Raw genomic sequence first — 17,313 nt, 5'->3', positions numbered from 1 at the left:
GGATCGACCTGATCGGGGTGCGCGGCGACCAGTGCCTCGAGCGCTTCGGGCCGCCGCACCGCGGCGACGACGGTATCGCCGGCCGCGATCGCCGCTTCGGTGAGCGCGCGACCGAATCCGCTTGTCGCGCCGGTGATCAGCCAAACCTTGGGTTCGTTCATGTGACTATCCTGGCCCGGCGTCACACCCCGCGTCCAAGACCCGTCGTGATAACCATTGGTTATGAACGTTCACGGCCGCGACCTCGGCTACTTCGTCGCCGTCGCCGAAGAACTGCACTTCGGCCGCGCCGCCGAACGGCTGTTCATTTCCCAGCCCGCGCTGAGCAAACAGATCCGCGCGTTGGAACGGCAGCTTGGCGCGCCACTGTTCGACCGCGACCGGCGCACCGTCACGCTGACACCGGTCGGCGCGGCCCTACTCCCCCACGCCCGCACCATCCTCGCCGAATGGGACAGCGCCCGCGCCGCCGTCGACGCCGCGAAAACCACCCAGGCGGCGACGCTCGTCATCGGTATGAGCACAAGTCCCGGCCGCGGCCTGCTGCCCGCCGTCCGCTCCCGGATGACCGAACGTTTCCCGCAGATCAGCATCGCCTTACGGCAGATCGCGTGGGGCGATCCCACGGCCGGGCTCGCCGACGGCAGCACCGACGTGGCGTTCGTCTGGTTGCCGCTGCCCGAGCAGGACCGCTTCGACACGGTCGTGGTGGCGCGTGAACCGCGCAATATCGCGCTGCCGGCCTCGCATCGACTGGCCGAACGCGAGGCCATCGATTTCGCCGACGTCATCGACGAGCCGTTTCTCGCCCTCCCACCGGGGGCAGGCCCACTGCGCGACTACTGGCTCGCCATGGATTCCCGTGCCGGGCGGCCACCAGTGATCGGCGCCGAGATCACCAGCGCCGAGGAAACCCACGAGGCCGTCGCCGCCGGACTCGGCCTGGTGCTGCTCGCCGCGGGCAACGCACCGTTGATCGCCCGCGACGACGTCGTCGTGCGGCCGATCCACGGAGTCGCACCCGCCGAACTCGCCGTCGCCCGCCGCCGCGACGACCATCGCCCGCTCGTCCTCGGCTACCTCGAGGCCACCCGCCGCGCCGGCACCGGGCCCTGAGCGTGGGAGCCGCCCCGGACATGCGGTGAGCCCATCGCGGTGCAGGGTTGGCTCAGCGATAGCTGATGACCTGCCAGTTCAGTGAAACGTCAACATTTCGGAACTTTCCTGGCTAGATTCCCTGCTACGTCGAACAGTCGGCGATGAGTAGTAGTCGGAGGAACACCGTGGAATATGTGGGCTCTGTCGCCGGAATCTTGCAGATGATCATCGGCACCATCCTTGCCAACACCGGATCGGGGGGCTCGGGCTCCGGCTGGTGAGGCGCAAGGGTTCGGCTCGGCATTCGCGGGCCGAACCCACGCCGATTGCCGCTCGGCCGAGTATCACGGGTCTAAAGCGTCGCCCCCAACCAGTGCGCGAAGCCGAGAAGGCTGTCGGATTGGCGTCGTTGCGCCGAGGCTATGCCGTAGACGGTTTCGCGGACCGAGGGGTGGAGACGGGTTTGCTGGGGAGCGGCGGCGCGGGCTTTGTAAAGCGCTCGCAGCGCTTTGTCCGGCTGTCCGACCAATACCCAAGCCCTGGCCACATCCTGCCAATGGTGGCCCGCGCGGGGCGGGGCGATCGCGGTGGGCAAGGCAAGGACCGAACCCTCACGCGCGGCACGATCAGGATCCCCGGACTCGAGTGCCACAGCACAGGCGTGGATACCGACGTTGGCGGGGCCGAACAGGGTTCCGTACAGGTCCGATTCACCGCGCATTGTGGCCGCCAAGGTGCGAGCATGCTCGATGTGATCGGCGGCTGCATCAGGGCGAATGCCTCGTGCGGCAACGATCGCACCGCATAGGTGACCGTACCCACGGACCGCATCGGCTCGGTCGGTGCCGCCTTCGATCATGTCCAAGCCTTGCTCGACGAGTTGCAGGCCCACGTCATTCGCGTTGTGGTACATCAGGATCCGCGCACGCTTGATCTTCGCCTGCGCAGCATAGAGCGGGTCGTCCGCCTCAGCAGCAGCCCATTCGAGGCGGTCCAGAACGGTCGGCGCCAGGTTAGTGAACCCGAAACGCCTGCACAGCCGCTCGGTAGTGACATACGCAGCACACAACAGCGAGAACACCCGACCGCGCTCGCCATCCCGTGCGGCGTGCAACGCACCGTACAACTGGCGCAGCAGTACAGGAATGCGAGCAAGCGCTGAACGGCCCTTATCGTTCCGGTATGCCAGGTCGACCGCCGCCATCTCGGTTTCGAGCTCTGCTAGAGATGGCGGTTCCACCGCGCGGACGTAGGGGCCTTCAGCGAGCAGCGATCGCAACTCGCCCAGACCCTCCAAAGGCCCGTCCTTCTCGATCAATTCGTAATACGGCGTACCGGTCAAGTACTCGGGTTCGACACCGAGCACTCCCGCGACAGCAGCAACGAATCCCGGGGATGCCGGCTCACGGTTCTGCTCCACCGCACGCACCATCGACAGGCTGTAGCGAGCTCGCTGAGCGAGCTGGACTTGCTTGAGACCCGCGAGTTTACGTAGACCGGCGATGCGGTCACCTGTCGTTGTCATCGCGCCCTCCATTGCCGGAAGTCCACGTCGAATCTCTTCCGAGGGTACTCGAGTAACGCGGCAGTGGGTGGTCGTCCTGTCACTCGACTGGCACTCCGCGCGCCGACCGCCAGCGAATGTGTTCCAGGCCCGCTGCCACAACGCAGGCACCATCGGCGGCGGGACCGTCCACTATTCGACCGAGGGGGTAGGCGATGAGGGCACGACCGACAGCGCTTGCGTGGATCGACTCGGAGATCAGCACCGCACCGGAATGGGATGCCGCGCAGGTGCAGCGTCTGGCGCGCAGACTCGGGTTCGACCTGGTGTTTCCGGCCGAGCGGTCGGCGCTACCGCTGGCCGAGCAGGTGCGCGGTGCGGACGTCGACGCGGTGATCGTCGCCGCCTCGAACCATATCGACCCCCTCACCATGGATGCGATCATGCATCTCTGCGATGTCGAATTCGTCTGCCCCCGAATGTCTTTCGCGCGCTGGACGGTGGTCGGGCCGTGAGCGTCGCAGTCGGGTTCGGTATCGCGCTCGGGCTGCCCCTCGCGGTGATCGCGGCTGCGGTGTGGTGGCCTCCGGCGCGCGATCGGCGGTCCGATGACGACGAGCGGGACGGGTGAGCGACCTGCGTCGGTACATACCGACAACCCCTCTGTGAGCGGGCGGCGCAATCCGGTCTGCACCAAGTAGGACAACGGTATGCTCTGCTCGCCCGGATCCGTTCGGGCCGTTCGTGTTCCAGTGTTCTCTGGTCGTTTCCTATCGTGCTCTGCTCTTCACCGGGAGGTTGTCGTGCGTGCTGGACGGTTGTGGTCGGTTGTCGCCGCTGGTTTGCTCACTGTGCTGGTCACCGGTACGGGACCGGCTGTCGGGCAGGAGCAGTACGCGCAAGCGGGACTGGACGCGCACAACCGATACCGGGCTCGGCACGGTTCACCGCCCATGTCATTGGTCCAAGATCTGGTGGCCAAGGCGGGACAGTGCGCCCAGTACTACGCCGAGAAGGCCCAGATCGACCACTCGTGCCCGTACAAGAGCGATGCTGGGGAGAACCTCTACATGGCCTTCGGTGGCACAGCGGACGCGGTACAGCAGGTCCGGACCGCCGTACAGATGTGGTACGACGAGATCAAGGACTACGACTACGCCAAGCCGGGATTCGCCGCGAACACCGGCCATTTCACTCAGGTCGTGTGGAAGGCGAGCACCCGCCTCGGCATCGGATTCGCCACGAAGAACAACAAGCACGTCGTCGTCGCCCTCTACCTCGAACACGGCAACGTCTCCGGACAGTTCGAGGAGAACGTGCCGCGTCCACGCTGAGTGCGGTCCACCCGTTGCCGGCCGGGGACCGTACCGGCGCATGCGGCGCCGCTTTTTCGCTCTGATGCGCACGAATTTCGCTGCGGGGCACAAATACCGGTTCGAGTGGTTATGGCCGCTGGTCCCGGCCCACACTCGTCGAGCGCTCAACGACGCGCGCAGTCAGAGGCCGATCACAGCACCGGAGAACCGCATGACCGAGTCCCTCATTCAACTGCCCACCGCGGGCGAGCCAGTTATCGACACCTTCGACCGGATGATCCGGACCGGGCCGATCGTGCCCTACGAACTGCCAGGCGGGGTCCGGGCGTGGATGGCGGTCAGCCACCAGGCGGTGAGCGAGGTCCTGGCCGGTGACGGCACGGTGTTCAGCAAGAGCACGAAGAACTGCCCCGCGATGCATGACGGGACGGTTCCCGCCGACTGGCCGCTGCGGGTGCTGACCGACGCCGACCACCTGCTCAACAAGGACGGCGCCGACCATCTGCGGATGCGCCGGGCCATCGCCCGCGCCTTCACCCCAGCCCGGGTCGCTCAGCTCGAGCCACGGATCCAGCAGCTCACCAACGACCTGATCGACAACTTCGCCGACCAGCTGGAGGTCGATCTCGTCGACAACTTCACCATGCCGTTGCCGGTCGGGGTGATCTGCGAACTGTTCGGCGTTCCCGCCGGCGATCAGCCGAAGTTCCGCGGCTGGACCGCCACCCTGATCTCACACAACAGCACGGGCGAACAGACCCAGGCCGCCATGCAGGAGATGGTCGGCTACTTGACCGGGCTGGTCGCCGACAAGCACGCCAACCCGGGTGACGATCTCACTTCGGATCTGGTGCGGGCCCAACCCGAACACGGTCTCGCCGACGCCGAGCTGGTGGAGATGCTGTGGATCATCATCGTGGCCGGGCACGAGACCACGATGCATCTGCTCGGCAATGCCGTGGTGGCGCTCTACACCTTCCCCGACCAGCTCGCGGCGGCCCGGGCCGGAAACCGGTGGGCCGATGTCGTCGAGGAGACCCTGCGCTACCGGAACGCGGCCTGCGCCATGTTCAACCGGTACGCCCTGCACGACGTTCGGATCGCCGGCGTCGACATCCCCGCCGGCGCGATCGTCGGCTGGTACGCCGGCGTGGGGCGCGATCGGCGGAAATACCCGGACGCCGATGTCTTCGACATCGATCGCGATAACTCGGACCAGCTGGGATTCGGGCGCGGCCCGCACTTCTGCCTCGGCGCCCATCTGGCCCGGCTGGAGTCGCGCATCGCGTTGGCCACCTTGTTCGACCGTTGCCCGCAGCTGCGCCTGGCCTGCGAGCCCGCCGAGATCCCGTATGCGCCGCAATTCATGACCAATGGCCCACTCTGCGTTCCGGTTCAGCTCCGATCCGTTGATTGAGCCGGCCACGTCCCTCGGGCGGGAAGATGCGAGAATCCGGTCTGACCACCGCTGAGCGGACACGGGGAGATCACCATCAGAGTGACCGAGCTTCCGACATGCGGTATTCCGAGCTGACCGTGGCGAGCGCGGCGGTATGGACCGAGGTCACCGATCATTTCCTGACCGCCGAGCACCGCTACCGCGATCCGGCCAACTGGTGGGCGCGGATCACGGTTCAAGAATCCTCGGGCTACACCCTGCTGCGCGCACAACAGCGCGGCGATCACCTGATGGACCGCAGCCGCTCCCATATCCGGCGCGGGCCGGCCGAACACTGCTGGATCGTGTTCCCAGAGCAGGGTGAATACGTCATCCAGCAGCCCGACCGGCTCGTCCGGGTTCCGCCGCGCCACGGCTTCGTCCTGGGACTGGACCTGACCTGCCGCGTCCGGCTACCCGTTTCCACGGCGTACGCGCTGCTGCTGCCACGCGCGCAGCTCGAACGGCGGCTGTCGGGCGGCGGCGGTTCCAGGCCGGTGCTCGATATGTCGACCGCGCTCGGCCAGGTGGTGCTGAGCATGCTCGGCACCACGCTCGCCGGTGGATCGAACCTGACGGCATTGGAATTCGACGCGGTCTGCGATCGGGTCACCGAGCTGCTGTGCCTGATGCTCGTCGGCGACGTCGGGCCGCAACAAGCCGGAGCGGCCGAAACCCTCGATGCCATACGCTCTTTCGTGCGGAACAACCTCGGTTCGGGTGACGTCCGGCTGCCCGCGGTGGCCCATGCGCTCGGCTGGTCGCCGAGGCAACTGCGGTCGGTGCTCCACCAGACCGGTATCACCTACCGGGACCTGCGGCGCACCGAAGCTCTGCGCGCCGCCCGTGACCTGCTGGCGCGTCCGGGCCCGCTGTCCATCGGCGAGGTGGCCGCGCGATGCGGGTTCACCAGCGCCGGTTTCTCGACGGCGTTCAAGTCCGAATACGGTGAAACGCCACGGAACTTTCGCAGGCGGCGGCTGTCGGAGCAACTCGCGACCGCTTCGTCCAGCGGTGAGGCGCCCAGCACGACCACCGGCCGCATCGCATAACAGCGACCTTGCTCCGCGTTCAGATCTCGAGGAGATGAATCAACATGCGCGCGCTGCACGAAACCGATGCACGCACTATCTTTTCGGCTGTGCTCGACGCTGCCGGCGAGGACAACGATCAGGTGGTGATCACCCGTGGTGGCGGCCGGGAGCCCGTGGTGGTCATCTCTTTGCGCGAGTGGGAAGCGATGACGGAAACCGCCTATCTGCTGTCCAACCCGGCCAACGCCGCTTGGCTGGCCCAGGGCATCGCGCAGGCCGAGGCGGGACAGGTCACGGTACGCGAACTCATTGATCCCGACGCCGGCGCAGACGAGGACGACCGATGAGCCGCACGGTCACGTTCACCGATACCGGATGGACCGACTATCTCTACTGGCGGCACACCGACCAAGCGATGCTCGGAAAACTGAACCGAATGATCGACGAGATTCGCAGCAACGGCAACGCCGGAGGTGCCGGCTCACCCGAACCGCTGCGGCAAAATCTGTCCGGATGGTGGTCGCGCCGGATCGATCACGAACACCGCATCGTCTACCGGTCCGACGACGACAACGTGGTCGTCATCGCCTGCTGAACACACCCGGCGCAACCTGCGAAAAAGCCCCTCACCTGAATGGACAGGTGAGGGGCTCGTGGCGGTGGCGGAGGGATTTGAACCCTCGGAGGGGGGTTACCCCTCACACGCTTTCGAGGCGTGCTCCTTAGGCCGCTCGGACACGCCACCGCCGACTAGGCTACCGGATGCCTCGCGGATCGCTAAATCGGCAGGTCAGCCCAGTCAGCGTTGGGAGTGGAAGAACTCGTCGAGCAGGGCCGCGCATTCGGATTCGAGGATGCCGCCACGAACTTCCGGGCGGTGGTTGAGGCGACGGTCGCGGACCACGTCCCACAGGGAGCCGACGGCACCGGTTTTGGGTTCCCAGGCACCGAAGATCAGGCGGCCGACGCGGGCCAGCACCAGGGCGCCCGCGCACATGGTGCAGGGTTCGAGGGTGACGGCGAGGGTGGCACCCGCCAGCCGCCAGCCGTCACCGTGCACGGCGGCGGCCCGGCGCAATGCCAGCACCTCGGCGTGCGCGGTGGGGTCGCCGAGGGCTTCCCTGGCATTGGCGGCGCGGGCCAGCTCGCGGCCGTCGGCGTCGAAGACGACCGCGCCCACCGGGACGTCGCGTGGATCCGCGGCGCGGGCGGCCTCGATCGCGGCGCGGATCATGTCGGCCTCGGCGGGCCGGACCGCCCGCGCATCCGCCGGGTGAGGGCGGACCCGTCCGGCGATGTTCGGCTCGGGGCCCGGCCGCGCTCCGCTCATCTCAGCGCGGCAGTTTGTCCAGCACCGCCGACAGTTCGTTGGCGAAGCCGAGGCGCTGGGCGATCATGCCGAGCTGTTCGTCGGGGTAGAGGTCGGTTTCGGCGAGGATGACGCTGAGCACCGGTTCGGGCAGGCCGAGGTCGGCGAGCACACCGAGATCGCCCTCCTCCCACGGCTCGACATCGTCCAATTCGTCCGGATCGATATCGGGGATCTCGATGTTCAGCGATTCGAGGACGTCGGCGGCGATGTCGTAGTCGATCGCGGCGGTGGCGTCCGAGACCAGCAGGCGGGTGCCGCTGGGAGCGGGGCGAACCACCACGAAGAATTCGTCGTCGACGTCGAGCAATCCGAACACCGCGCCGGAGCTGCGCAGTGCCTTCAGTTCGTCTTCGGCTGCGGCCAGGCTGGTGAGCGCGGCCGAGCTCAGCGGACTACACCGCCAGGTGCCGTCTTCACGGACAACGGCTACCGCGAAACCTTCCACGTCGTCGAAATCGTCCGACGTCGCCCTGTTCCCGCCCGAGCGCTGTGCTGCCATGGGCGCAACGGTAGTCGGCTCGAGCTCAAATGTTGAAGTCGTATGCGAATCTGTTCCGGTGACTGGTGATCAGCAAGCCCCCGTCTGCGTCCTCGGGACCGGATTGATCGGCGGATCGCTGCTGCGCGCGGCGGTCGGCGCCGGATTCCGGGCGTGGGGGTACAACCGGTCGGAGGCCGGTGGCGAGGCGGCCCGCGCGGACGGCTTCGACGTCACCGGCGACCTGCCCGCGGTGCTGCGCCGGGCGGCCCAGACCGATGCGCTGATCGTGGTCGCGGTGCCGATGCCCGCGGTCGATCAGATCCTGTCGGCTGTCGCCACGTTCGCCCCGGACTGCGCGCTGACCGACGTGGTGAGCGTGAAAGCACCGGTCGCGGCGGCTGTGCGGCGGCATGGGCTCGGTGCGCGCTTCGTCGGCGGGCATCCGATGGCGGGGACCTCGCAGTCCGGGTGGGCGGCAACCGATCCGGGCCTTTTCCAGGGTGCGGCATGGGCTGTCGGAGTGGACCGCGGCACGCATCCACAGCCGTGGGCGCGGGTGGTGCGGCTGGCGCTGGCCTGCGGTTCGGTGGTGGTTCCGGTCGTCGCCGAGGAGCACGACCGCGCGGTGGCCCGCATCTCGCATCTGCCGCACGTGCTGGCCGAGGCGTTGGCGATCGCGGGCGCGGGCGGTGGTGAGCTGGCACTCGGGCTGGCCGCCGGCTCGTTCCGGGACGGCACCCGCGTCGCGGCCACCGCCCCCGACCTGGTGCGCGCCATCTGCGAACCGAACGCGGCCGCCCTGCTCGAGGTGCTCGACGAAACCCTGACCGTGCTGAACGCCGCCCGCGATCGGCTGGCCGAAGACGGCTCGCTCGCCGACCTCACCGAAGCCGGGCACGACGGGCGTCAACGGTACGAGACGACCGGGCGGTGGGAGATCACCGATATCCGGCCCGGGGATCAGGACTGGTTGGAGCGGCTGCGGGAGGCCGGGCAGCGTGGTGGTGTGATCACCCGGCTGGACTGATCGCGGGGCCGATCAGCCCGGCCTGCCGGATGCCCGGCGCCGAATCGTCGACGAGAGTTACCCGAGCGAGGTGCCATCTCGGCCACGCGAAGCTCGGTGGTCGGCACGTCGGGCCGTTCGTCACCGAGCCGATGCTCAGATGCGTTCGGCCAGGCCCGGATAGTCGAGCAGGAAACCGTCCTGGTCGACGGTGACGGTCGCGCTGGAGACCGGGGACAGGACGCTGATGCCGTCGCTGGCGCTGCTGTAGACGAGGCTGGCTTCCTGCACGGTGAGCTCGGGCAGGCGCACGTAGACGACCGGGACCTGCACATCCTCGACCGCGTGCTGGAGGCTGAAGCGGCGGATCGGCAGGGTGTTGAAGAACGGGCTGAGCACCACGTCCACATCGAGGGCGCCGCCGAAGGTGGAGCGGATGTGGGTTCCGGTGGCGTCGATCAGCCAGTAGTTCTCCTCATCGCGGGAGATGGAGGCGTGCCGCTCCCCCGCCGCGGTGGTGCTGCGCAGCGAGAGGCGTTTGGTGGCGCCGTTCTCGTCGGTGACCAGATCGTAGGAAGCGCTGAACGCCGGATGCTCGGCGCCGGCGCCGCCGATGATGCGGCCGGTGGCCCGGATGCGGTTGCCGTTGACGGTCACGCGGACCGATTCCATCCGCGTCGCGTCATGCGCGCGCCAGGTGAGGACCGCGGGCCACCGTGAGGGCGACGGGCTCTCGTTGCCTGATGCTGCGTCGGTCGCGTGCGTCACGTATCTACCGTAAGCGACAACGGCGTCATGACCGCATCACACCAGCGACTCGCGCCACGCCGCGTGCAAACCCGCGAAACGGCCGTTGCCCGCGATCAGCTCCTGCGGTGCGCCGTCTTCCACGACGCGGCCCGCCTCCAGCACCAGCACCCGATCCGCGATGGCCACGGTGGACAGCCGGTGGGCGATGATCACCGCGGTCCGGTCGCGCAGCACCGTCTCCAGGGCGTCCTGCACCAGGCGTTCGCTGGGGATGTCGAGGCTCGAGGTGGCCTCGTCGAGCACGATCACCGCCGGGTCGGCGAGGAACACCCGCGCGAAGGCCACCAACTGCCGCTGCCCGGCCGAGAGCCTGCCACCGCGTTTGCGCACGTCGGTGTCGAAACCCTCGGGCAGCGCCCGGACGAAGTCGTACAACCCGACCGCCCGCGCGGCGTCGTGCACCTCGGCGTCGGTGGCGTCGGGCCGGCCAAGCCGGATGTTGTCGGCCACCGAACCGGAGAACAGGTAGGCCTCCTGGGTCACCATGACGACGTGTCGGCGCAGGTCGGCGTCACTGATCCGGCGCAGGTCGATACCGTCCAACGTGACGACACCACCGGACGGGTCGTAGAAGCGGGTGAGCAGCTTGGCCAGGGTGGATTTGCCCGCGCCGGTGGGGCCCACCAGCGCGACGACCTGGCCTGCCGGGATGTCGAGGGTCAGCACGGGCAGCACAGGACCGCGCGGTGAATGGCCATCCCCCGCGGACTCGGCTCCACCGGACACGGCCCCGGCGACCGTGGCTTCCCGAGGGGCCGCGCCCGCTCCCCGCTCAGCGCCTATTTCGTCGGCTCCACCGGGACGGGACGCGTAGTCGAACCAGACGCGGTCCAACCGCATCCCGCCGGCCACCTTGCCAAGGGGCACGGGATCGGTGGGTTCCGCGACGGCCGGACGCTCCTCCAGCACGCCGGAGATCTTCTCCAGCGCGGCGGCCGCTGACTGATACGAGTTGAACACCTGGGCCAGCTCGTCGAGCGGGCCGTAGAAATTCTTCAGATACAGCAGGTAGGCGGCCAGCACGCCGACGGCGAGATGGCCGTCGATGACCTGCCAGGCGCCGACGATGATCACCACGACGGTGGTGAGGTTGCCGAGCAGGCGGGTGAGGCCCGCGTATTCACCCATGCCGCGCACCGCGGTGACGTTGGCTTCCCGGTAGGCGCCGTCCTCGAGGGCGAGCACCGATTCGTTGCGCTCTTCGCGGCGGAAGGCCCGTACCGCGCGCATACCGCCCATCGACTCCACGAACTGCACTACGACCTTGGCGATGGCACCGCGGGTGCGGCGGTATCCGGCGCGCTGCCTGCGCTGGGCCCAGCGCGTGACCAGGAACAGCGGCACGAATCCGGCGAACACGACAGCGGCCAGCGTCAGGTCCAGGTAGACCAGCAGTACGGCGATGGTGAGGACCGAAAGGATCGCACTCAACGCCTCGTTCAGCGCGCCTTCCAGTAGCTCCTGGAGGGTTTCGATATCGCCGGTGAGGCGGGCGACGACCTTGCCGGAGGTGTATTTCTCATGGAACTCGACGTCGAGTTGTTGTACGTGGGCGAAGGCGCGAATCCGCAGGTCGAACAGCACGTTCTGGCTGAGCCTGCCGGCGACGCGCACGAAGCAGAAGGTGGTGAGCCCACCCAGCAGGGCCGCGCCGAGGTAGCCGCCGGCCGCCCACAGCAGTGGGGCCCAGTTGCCGTCCCAGCCCGCGCTGATGCCGCGGTCGAGCCCATAGGCGACGAACAGCGGCCCAGCTACCGTCGCGGCGTTGTCGACGACGATGATGGCGAGCGCCAGCGCGGCCAACTTGCGGTACGGACGTACCAGTTCGGCCAGTAGCCGCCGTGACCGCGCCGCGAGCACCAGGTTTCCGGTCTCGGTGACTTCCTTGTCCTCGTTGGCGATACCGCGCCAGTCGGCGGCCTCTTCCGTGCGTTCGAGCACGGCGGTGCCGGCGCCGGATTCCTGCGCAGGCACCGATCCGTCGGTGCTGCTCATCGTTCACCTCCCATCAGTTCGCGGTAGCGGCTGCTGGTGCGCAGCAGGTGATCGTGGGTCCCTTCGGCGACGACGCGGCCATCGGCCAGCAGGGCGACGCGATCGGCGAGGGCGGCGGTGGATGGCCGGTGCGCGACCAGCAACGTGGTGGCGCCCGCCAGCGCGGTGCGCAAGCGTTCCTGCACCTTCTCCTCGGTCTGCACATCGAGCGCCGACAACGGGTCGTCCAGGACGACGATGCGCGCGCGGCGTTCCTGCCCCTCCCGGGTGAGCACCGCGCGGGCCAGCGCCAGCCGCTGCCGCTGCCCACCGGACAGGCTCAGCCCCTGCTCACCGATCCGGGTGTCGAGCCCCCACGGCAGGTTCGACACGAAATCCAGCGCCTGCGCGATCTCCAGGGCGCGCCGCACATCGTCGTCGGAGGCATCGGGGTCGCCGAGTGCGACGTTCTCGCGCACACTCGCCGAGAACAGCACCGGATCCTCGAAGGCCACCGACACCAGCGACCGCAGATCGCGCACCCGCAGGGTCGAGATGTCGATGCCGTCGATGGTGATGACGCCACCGGTGACGTCGTAGAGCCGGGGGATCAGATTGAGCAGGGCGGTCTTTCCGCTGCCAGTCGCACCCACCAGCGCCACCGTCTCACCCGGACGGACCACCAGCGAAATGTCGCGGAGCACATCGGCTTCGGCCCCGGGAAAGCCGAAACGCACACTGTCGAGTCGTAGTTCACCGACGATCCGTTCCGGCAGCTCGGCCGGGTGTTCGGGATCGGTGATCTCGATCGGGGTGTCGATGATCTCCCAGTACCGGTCGGCCGCGGTGCCCGCGTCGTTCAGTTCGGCCAGCAGGAAGCCCGTCCAGATGATCGGCCACTGTAGGAAGGTCGCCAGCGTGATGGCGCCGACCGCGGCACCGAGCGACATCGTGCCGCCGACCACCGCGTACGCACCGAATCCGAGCGCGAACACCAGGATCGATTCCGAGAGCACCACCAGCGACGCCCACAACGTGGCGTCCAGGCGCACCTTGTACATCTCGGTGCGCTGGAGTTCGCGGGCCTGCGCGGTGAAATGGGTGCCGAAGAAGGTGCCGCGACCGAAGGCCTTGAGCACCCGGATGCCCTGCGCGGATTCCTCCGCGGTCGTGGCCAGATCGCCGGATTGATCCTGCGAGCGACGCGAGGCGCCGGCGTAGCGGCGTTCGAACCGGATGCAGATGATCGTGATCGGTACCGCGGCGACGGCGAAGATCACGCCGATCTGCCAGCTCATCGCCACCAGCACGGCCAGGCCCACCGGGATGACGACGGCATGGATCACCAGCACCGGGCCAGCGAATCCGATGAACCGGCGCAAGGTGGCCAGATCGTCGACCGCGCGCGAGAGCAGCTGGCCCGACTCCCAGGAATCGTGCCTGCCGATGGACAGGGCCTGCAGTTCACGGAAGATCTTGGCCCGCATGGTGATCTCGAACTGGGTGGCGGGCTTGGCGAGCAGCCAGCGACGGCCCCACACGCCGACCGCTTCGATCACGCCGAGCACCAGAACGAGTAGCACCGGCGCGACGACGCCGCCGAAATCGCCACGCGCGATCGGGCCGTCGACGATGCGCGCGATCACCAGCGGCGTGAGCACCGCGGTCAACATGGCGACCGACGACAGCACGGTGGCGCCGATCAGCTGGAAGCGATACGGCCGCAGGTACGGCCAGAACCTGAGCAGCGAGGCGCGCCGCCCCTTCGCGCGCGCGGGCAGCGCTGGTCTGTCGGCCTCCGGGTCAGCGGAAGGCGCGTCCAACGTGACGGACAAATCTCCCCCTTCGGTTCATGGATGTCTCCGGCGATCCGCACCCCGACACCGGCGACGCCCTCGATCATCGCAGTGGGGTATGACAACAAACGGGCCCGTCCAGACTGGCACCGCGATCAGGAACAGCCAACCGATTTTCTTCCCGCCCACCCGGCGGTGCCGGACTTACACTCCGGGTGTGCTGATCGTCGCCGGATACCTGAGAGTCACCGATCGGGACCGCTACCTCGAGGCCTGCCGCGAGGTGGTCGAGCAGGCGCGGGAGGCGCCTGGCTGCCTCGATTTCACCCTCGGCGCGGACCTGCTGGAGCCCAACCGCGTCAACGTCTACGAACGCTGGACCAACCGCGCGGCGGTCGAGGTATTCCGCGGTGAGGGGACCTCCGGCGAGCTCGACGTCCAGATCACCGCCGCCGACGTCCGCGAATTCGACTGCACCAACGAAGTGCCGCTCTGAGCGTTTCGCACCGACGACGTACCGCCCGGCGTGGTTCACACCCCCGAATACAATGGCCGGTCACACCCAATTTTCGAGCGAAGCGAGACCGAGCCCCCAAGTTCGCGGCCCGTCTCGCGTCTGCGTTGCCGCTGCGCACGCCGAAGGCAAGCAGCGGTAGCGCAGACGCGCGACACCAGGGGGCCGCGAACCCGCGACGCCGCAGGCGGCGCAAATCAGACACGGAGGACGATCGTTGACGGGCGCGCGGATGGTCGGGCTGTTCGCCGGGATCGGCGGGCTCGAACTCGGGCTGGCCGAAAACGGCTGGCAGACCGAGCTGCTGTGCGAGATCGATCCAGGTGCGCAAGGGGTATTGGCAGCCCGCTTCCCCGATGTCCCGCTGCATTCCGACATCACCCGGCTGCGCGCTATCCCGGCCGGAACGGAGCTGGTCGCGGCGGGTTTTCCCTGCCAGGACCTGTCGCAGGCGGGACGGACGGCAGGTATCACCGGCGACCGGTCCGGCCTGGTCGACGAGGTCTTCCGGCTGGTGCGGCGCAAACGCGGGCCGCGGTGGCTGTTGATCGAGAACGTGCCGTTCATGCTGCAACTGGGTCGCGGCGCGGCCATGCGTCACATCACCGCCGCGCTGGAGGAACTCGGCTACACCTGGGCCTACCGGGTGGTCGACGCCCGTGCGTTCGGCCTGCCGCAACGCCGCAACCGGGTACTCATGCTGGCCTCGCGCACCGAGGATCCGCGCGGAGTGCTCTTCGGTGAGGACGCGGGCGCGCGCACGGTCGGCGATGCCGACAGCGATCCGTGCGGCTTCTACTGGACCGAGGGTGTGCGCGGGCTCGGCTGGGCGGTGAACGCTGTCCCGACACTCAAGGGCGGTTCCGGTCTCGGTATCGCCAGTCCGCCCGCTGTCCGGCTGCCCTCCGGGGAGATCGTGACGCCGGGCATCGTCGACGGGGAGATGTTGCAGGGCTTCGATCCCGACTGGACAACGCCCGCGACCGAGGTGCCCGGTATCCGGCAAGGGCACCGCTGGAAGCTGGTCGGCAATGCGGTCAGTGTGCGGATGGCGTCGTGGGTGGGCGCCCGGCTGGCGGCGCCGCTCGAGCCGTTGCCCGGCGATCGGCCGTTGCCACCGGGCAAACCGTGGCCGGTGGCCGCGTGGGGCCACGATGGCAGGGCGTTCGAGGTGCCGGTGTCGACCTGGCCGGTGCACGAGCCCTACGAGGATCTGAAGAATTTCCTTACCGATTCCCGCCTGCTCTCCGCCCGCGCCACCGCCGGATTCCTGCGGCGGACGGCGATGGGCAGCCTGCGGTTCCCGCCGGGTTTTCTCGACGACGTGCAAGCCCATCTCGACCGCATGGGCGGCTGGGCGGCATGACCGCCGAGCGGTGGGTGATCCTGCGTCGCCGCATCCGGCCGCAGCCCTTCGCCATCCCCGGCCGCCGCGCCGAGCGGCCGCCGATCATCGCCTCCGCGCCGTCGACCATTCGACGAAGCCGACCGGACACGCCGTGACCAGTCATCGCCCGCCCACCGATCCCGTGACCAGCGCCCGCATGTCCCGCCAGCGCCGCGCGGGCACCGAGCCCGAGCTGGCGTTACGCCGCGAGCTGCACCGCCGCGGCCTGCGTTACTTCGTCGACCGGCCGCCGATCCGCGGCCAGCGCCGCCGCGCCGACGTGATCTTTCCGCGCCTGCGCGTCGCCCTCTACGTCGACGGCTGCTTCTGGCACAGCTGTCCCGAACACGCCACCTATCCGAAGAACAACGCCGAATGGTGGGCCGAGAAACTGGCGGCCAATGTCGCACGCGATCGCGCGACCGACGCGGCGCTGGCCGCTGCCGGGTGGAAGGTGATCCGGATCTGGGAGCACGAGGATCCGGTGGCAGCCGCCGACCGGGTCGCTGCCGCGGTACGGCACCACTGAGCGCCGCATCGACAACCTCGCCGAGTACCAGACGACCGGCATGGCGGCCGAGGCTCAGCCCTGACCGCTCCCGAACGTCCCCTCCAACCGACTACGCGAACCCGGATGAATCAACCGCGCCGCGCTCACCAGCCCGCTACGCGACCAGGTGCGGCGGCGGATCAGCAGGCACGGTTCCGAACGCGCGATACCGAGCAGCCGGCTTTCCTCCGCACTGGCCAGCACCGCCTCCACCACGTGTTCACCGCGTTCCAGCGGAGCCACCTCGCTGAGGTAGGTGTTCGGGGTCTGCGCGGTGAAATCCTGTTCGAGGTACCGCGGGGCCTCGGCCGGGTTGACGTAGCGGTCTTCCAGCTGGATCGGCACATCGTCTTCGAAATGCACGATCAGCGAATGAAAGACCTTCCCGCTCAAGTCGTTACCGAGTAGCGGATGGCCGGCGTCGGCGTCTTCGGCGCGGACGAACACGACTTCGGTGCGGTGCCGGTGCCCGCGCTCGGAGATCTCGTCGGCGATGTTCTTGACTTCGAACAACGGTGAAGCGGCCTTGGTCGGCGCGACGAAGGTACCCACGCCCATCACCCGATTGAGCACGCCTTCGGCGGTGAGATCGCGCAGCGCGCGGTTGATCGTCATCCGGGACAGGCCCAGCGCGTTGACCAGCTGGTTCTCCGACGGGATCTGATCGCCCTCGCGCCACCTGCCGACTTTGATCTGCGACACGATCAGCTGCTTGACGCGCTCATAGGCGGCGAACTCGGTCCCTAGCCCGCCGTAGAGCTCCGCCAGCTCCGCATCGATTACTTCGATCGCCACCACCGACATCCGTTCCCTTGCCTCACGGGTTTTCATACCGGCCCGCGTGCTCATCGCGCCAGCGCCCGAAGCTGCCTGGTCGCGACCGACAGCGCCGCCAGATCTTGTTCGCCCGATTCCGAGATTGCCCCGAGGATACGTTGCGTGCGATGCAGCCGGGCCGCGCTGCGCTGCTCCCATCCACCGATGACGTCCTCGGCGGGTTCACCGGGCTCGCCGTCGGCCAGCACGTCCTGGC

At 68.3% G+C, this 17,313-nt stretch carries 21 protein-coding genes and 1 tRNA gene; 12 read left to right on the top strand and 10 right to left on the bottom strand.

The window, feature by feature from the left end:
- On the bottom strand, positions 1-161 hold a 161-nt coding region (locus tag RJ05_RS01130), incomplete at its 3' end, for an SDR family NAD(P)-dependent oxidoreductase (protein ID WP_036531947.1).
- Between the two features lie 61 nt (positions 162-222).
- Between RJ05_RS01130 and RJ05_RS01125 the strand changes: the two genes are divergently transcribed.
- A complete protein-coding gene (locus tag RJ05_RS01125) occupies positions 223-1,116 on the top strand; it encodes a LysR family transcriptional regulator (RefSeq protein ID WP_036531943.1) in 894 nt (297 codons plus the stop codon).
- 334 nt (positions 1,117-1,450) lie between these two features.
- On the opposite strand, the gene RJ05_RS01120 is transcribed toward RJ05_RS01125, so the two are convergent.
- Complete coding sequence (locus tag RJ05_RS01120; RefSeq protein ID WP_051016059.1) at positions 1,451-2,623, bottom strand: helix-turn-helix domain-containing protein; 1,173 nt, start codon at positions 2,621-2,623, stop codon at positions 1,451-1,453.
- A gap of 194 nt (positions 2,624-2,817) precedes the next feature.
- Between RJ05_RS01120 and RJ05_RS01115 the strand changes: the two genes are divergently transcribed.
- From RJ05_RS01115 to RJ05_RS01090, 6 genes are all read left to right on the top strand, one after another.
- Positions 2,818-3,117, top strand: coding sequence for a hypothetical protein (locus tag RJ05_RS01115; protein ID WP_036531937.1), 300 nt, complete (start codon positions 2,818-2,820; stop codon positions 3,115-3,117).
- Positions 3,118-3,312: 195 nt separating this feature from the next.
- Positions 3,313-3,936, top strand: coding sequence for a CAP family protein (locus tag RJ05_RS29715; RefSeq protein WP_081597110.1), 624 nt, complete (start codon positions 3,313-3,315; stop codon positions 3,934-3,936).
- 193 nt (positions 3,937-4,129) lie between these two features.
- A complete protein-coding gene (locus RJ05_RS01105) occupies positions 4,130-5,335 on the top strand; it encodes a cytochrome P450 family protein (protein WP_051016055.1) in 1,206 nt (401 codons plus the stop codon).
- Positions 5,336-5,433: 98 nt separating this feature from the next.
- Positions 5,434-6,408 (top strand): AraC family transcriptional regulator, encoded by a 975-nt coding sequence (locus tag RJ05_RS29155; RefSeq protein ID WP_051016053.1) that lies wholly within the window; start codon positions 5,434-5,436, stop codon positions 6,406-6,408.
- Positions 6,409-6,452: 44 nt separating this feature from the next.
- Complete coding sequence (locus tag RJ05_RS01095) at positions 6,453-6,737, top strand: type II toxin-antitoxin system Phd/YefM family antitoxin (protein WP_036531936.1); 285 nt, start codon at positions 6,453-6,455, stop codon at positions 6,735-6,737.
- Entirely contained in the window at positions 6,734-6,985 is a 252-nt protein-coding gene (locus RJ05_RS01090) for a Txe/YoeB family addiction module toxin (protein ID WP_036531935.1), read from the top strand. Before RJ05_RS01095 ends, RJ05_RS01090 begins: the two co-directional genes overlap by 4 nt.
- Positions 6,986-7,044: 59 nt before the next feature.
- Here the strand turns inward: RJ05_RS01090 and RJ05_RS01085 are convergent.
- From RJ05_RS01085 to RJ05_RS01075, 3 genes are all read right to left on the bottom strand, one after another.
- Positions 7,045-7,135 (bottom strand) — tRNA-Ser (locus tag RJ05_RS01085).
- Positions 7,136-7,189: 54 nt separating this feature from the next.
- Complete coding sequence (locus RJ05_RS01080) at positions 7,190-7,624, bottom strand: nucleoside deaminase (RefSeq protein WP_036531951.1); 435 nt, start codon at positions 7,622-7,624, stop codon at positions 7,190-7,192.
- Between the two features lie 97 nt (positions 7,625-7,721).
- A complete protein-coding gene (locus tag RJ05_RS01075) occupies positions 7,722-8,261 on the bottom strand; it encodes a tRNA adenosine deaminase-associated protein (RefSeq protein ID WP_036531932.1) in 540 nt (179 codons plus the stop codon).
- Positions 8,262-8,319: 58 nt separating this feature from the next.
- Here RJ05_RS01075 and RJ05_RS01070 point away from each other — a divergent pair, with 58 nt between their 5' ends.
- Positions 8,320-9,270 (top strand): prephenate dehydrogenase, encoded by a 951-nt coding sequence (locus RJ05_RS01070; RefSeq protein ID WP_036531930.1) that lies wholly within the window; start codon positions 8,320-8,322, stop codon positions 9,268-9,270.
- 135 nt (positions 9,271-9,405) lie between these two features.
- Here RJ05_RS01070 and RJ05_RS01065 read toward each other — a convergent pair whose 3' ends face one another.
- Genes RJ05_RS01065 through RJ05_RS01055 form a run of 3 tightly spaced genes read right to left on the bottom strand, consistent with a single transcriptional unit; the run spans position 9,406 to position 13,868 of the window.
- Positions 9,406-10,017, bottom strand: coding sequence for a putative glycolipid-binding domain-containing protein (locus RJ05_RS01065; protein ID WP_081597107.1), 612 nt, complete (start codon positions 10,015-10,017; stop codon positions 9,406-9,408).
- Between the two features lie 36 nt (positions 10,018-10,053).
- Positions 10,054-12,054, bottom strand: a complete 2,001-nt coding sequence (locus RJ05_RS01060; protein ID WP_036531924.1) for an ABC transporter ATP-binding protein — start codon at positions 12,052-12,054, stop codon at positions 10,054-10,056.
- Positions 12,051-13,868 carry an ABC transporter ATP-binding protein gene (locus RJ05_RS01055; protein WP_036531922.1) on the bottom strand — a complete coding sequence of 606 codons (1,818 nt, stop codon included), beginning with the start codon at positions 13,866-13,868 and terminating at the stop codon, positions 12,051-12,053. Before RJ05_RS01055 ends, RJ05_RS01060 begins: the two co-directional genes overlap by 4 nt.
- 178 nt (positions 13,869-14,046) lie before the next feature.
- Here RJ05_RS01055 and RJ05_RS01050 point away from each other — a divergent pair, with 178 nt between their 5' ends.
- The 4 genes from RJ05_RS01050 to RJ05_RS01040 all read left to right on the top strand — a co-directional run bounded on the left by RJ05_RS01050 (position 14,047) and on the right by RJ05_RS01040 (position 16,259).
- Complete coding sequence (locus RJ05_RS01050; RefSeq protein WP_036531919.1) at positions 14,047-14,325, top strand: putative quinol monooxygenase; 279 nt, start codon at positions 14,047-14,049, stop codon at positions 14,323-14,325.
- Positions 14,326-14,575: 250 nt separating this feature from the next.
- Positions 14,576-15,709 (top strand): DNA cytosine methyltransferase, encoded by a 1,134-nt coding sequence (locus RJ05_RS01045; RefSeq protein WP_174343879.1) that lies wholly within the window; start codon positions 14,576-14,578, stop codon positions 15,707-15,709.
- Positions 15,706-15,846: a hypothetical protein gene (locus RJ05_RS30650; protein ID WP_156090787.1), complete on the top strand. Its 141-nt coding sequence runs from the start codon at positions 15,706-15,708 to the stop codon at positions 15,844-15,846. Before RJ05_RS01045 ends, RJ05_RS30650 begins: the two co-directional genes overlap by 4 nt.
- A 41-nt stretch (positions 15,847-15,887) precedes the next feature.
- Positions 15,888-16,259 carry a very short patch repair endonuclease gene (locus RJ05_RS01040; protein WP_036531949.1) on the top strand — a complete coding sequence of 124 codons (372 nt, stop codon included), beginning with the start codon at positions 15,888-15,890 and terminating at the stop codon, positions 16,257-16,259.
- 54 nt (positions 16,260-16,313) lie between these two features.
- Here the strand turns inward: RJ05_RS01040 and hutC are convergent, their stop codons facing one another.
- Complete coding sequence (hutC, locus tag RJ05_RS01035; RefSeq protein WP_036531913.1) at positions 16,314-17,084, bottom strand: histidine utilization transcriptional repressor HutC; 771 nt, start codon at positions 17,082-17,084, stop codon at positions 16,314-16,316.
- Positions 17,085-17,125: 41 nt separating this feature from the next.
- On the bottom strand, positions 17,126-17,313 hold a 188-nt coding region (locus RJ05_RS31240), incomplete at its 5' end, for a hypothetical protein (RefSeq protein ID WP_036531910.1).

Source organism: Nocardia cyriacigeorgica NBRC 100375 (assembly GCF_000308555.1).
GTDB classification, from domain to species: domain Bacteria; phylum Actinomycetota; class Actinomycetes; order Mycobacteriales; family Mycobacteriaceae; genus Nocardia; species Nocardia cyriacigeorgica.
Note: the sequence above shows the minus strand (reverse complement) of the source record. Positions and strands in the feature narration are given on the sequence as shown.

Bases quoted from the DNA above. Each gene is read 5' to 3' on its own strand.
- RJ05_RS01125 (WP_036531943.1), top strand. From the start codon at position 223: ATGAACGTTCACGGCCGCGACCTCGGCTACTTCGTCGCCGTCGCCGAA.
- RJ05_RS01120 (WP_051016059.1), bottom strand. From the start codon at position 2,623: ATGACAACGACAGGTGACCGCATCGCCGGTCTACGTAAACTCGCGGGT.
- RJ05_RS01115 (WP_036531937.1), top strand. From the start codon at position 2,818: ATGAGGGCACGACCGACAGCGCTTGCGTGGATCGACTCGGAGATCAGC.
- RJ05_RS29715 (WP_081597110.1), top strand. From the start codon at position 3,313: ATGCTCTGCTCGCCCGGATCCGTTCGGGCCGTTCGTGTTCCAGTGTTC.
- RJ05_RS01105 (WP_051016055.1), top strand. From the start codon at position 4,130: ATGACCGAGTCCCTCATTCAACTGCCCACCGCGGGCGAGCCAGTTATC.
- RJ05_RS29155 (WP_051016053.1), top strand. From the start codon at position 5,434: ATGCGGTATTCCGAGCTGACCGTGGCGAGCGCGGCGGTATGGACCGAG.
- RJ05_RS01095 (WP_036531936.1), top strand. From the start codon at position 6,453: ATGCGCGCGCTGCACGAAACCGATGCACGCACTATCTTTTCGGCTGTG.
- RJ05_RS01090 (WP_036531935.1), top strand. From the start codon at position 6,734: ATGAGCCGCACGGTCACGTTCACCGATACCGGATGGACCGACTATCTC.
- RJ05_RS01080 (WP_036531951.1), bottom strand. From the start codon at position 7,624: ATGATCCGCGCCGCGATCGAGGCCGCCCGCGCCGCGGATCCACGCGAC.
- RJ05_RS01075 (WP_036531932.1), bottom strand. From the start codon at position 8,261: ATGGCAGCACAGCGCTCGGGCGGGAACAGGGCGACGTCGGACGATTTC.
- RJ05_RS01060 (WP_036531924.1), bottom strand. From the start codon at position 12,054: ATGAGCAGCACCGACGGATCGGTGCCTGCGCAGGAATCCGGCGCCGGC.
- RJ05_RS01045 (WP_174343879.1), top strand. From the start codon at position 14,576: ATGGTCGGGCTGTTCGCCGGGATCGGCGGGCTCGAACTCGGGCTGGCC.
- RJ05_RS30650 (WP_156090787.1), top strand. From the start codon at position 15,706: ATGACCGCCGAGCGGTGGGTGATCCTGCGTCGCCGCATCCGGCCGCAG.
- RJ05_RS01040 (WP_036531949.1), top strand. From the start codon at position 15,888: ATGTCCCGCCAGCGCCGCGCGGGCACCGAGCCCGAGCTGGCGTTACGC.
- hutC (WP_036531913.1), bottom strand. From the start codon at position 17,084: ATGTCGGTGGTGGCGATCGAAGTAATCGATGCGGAGCTGGCGGAGCTC.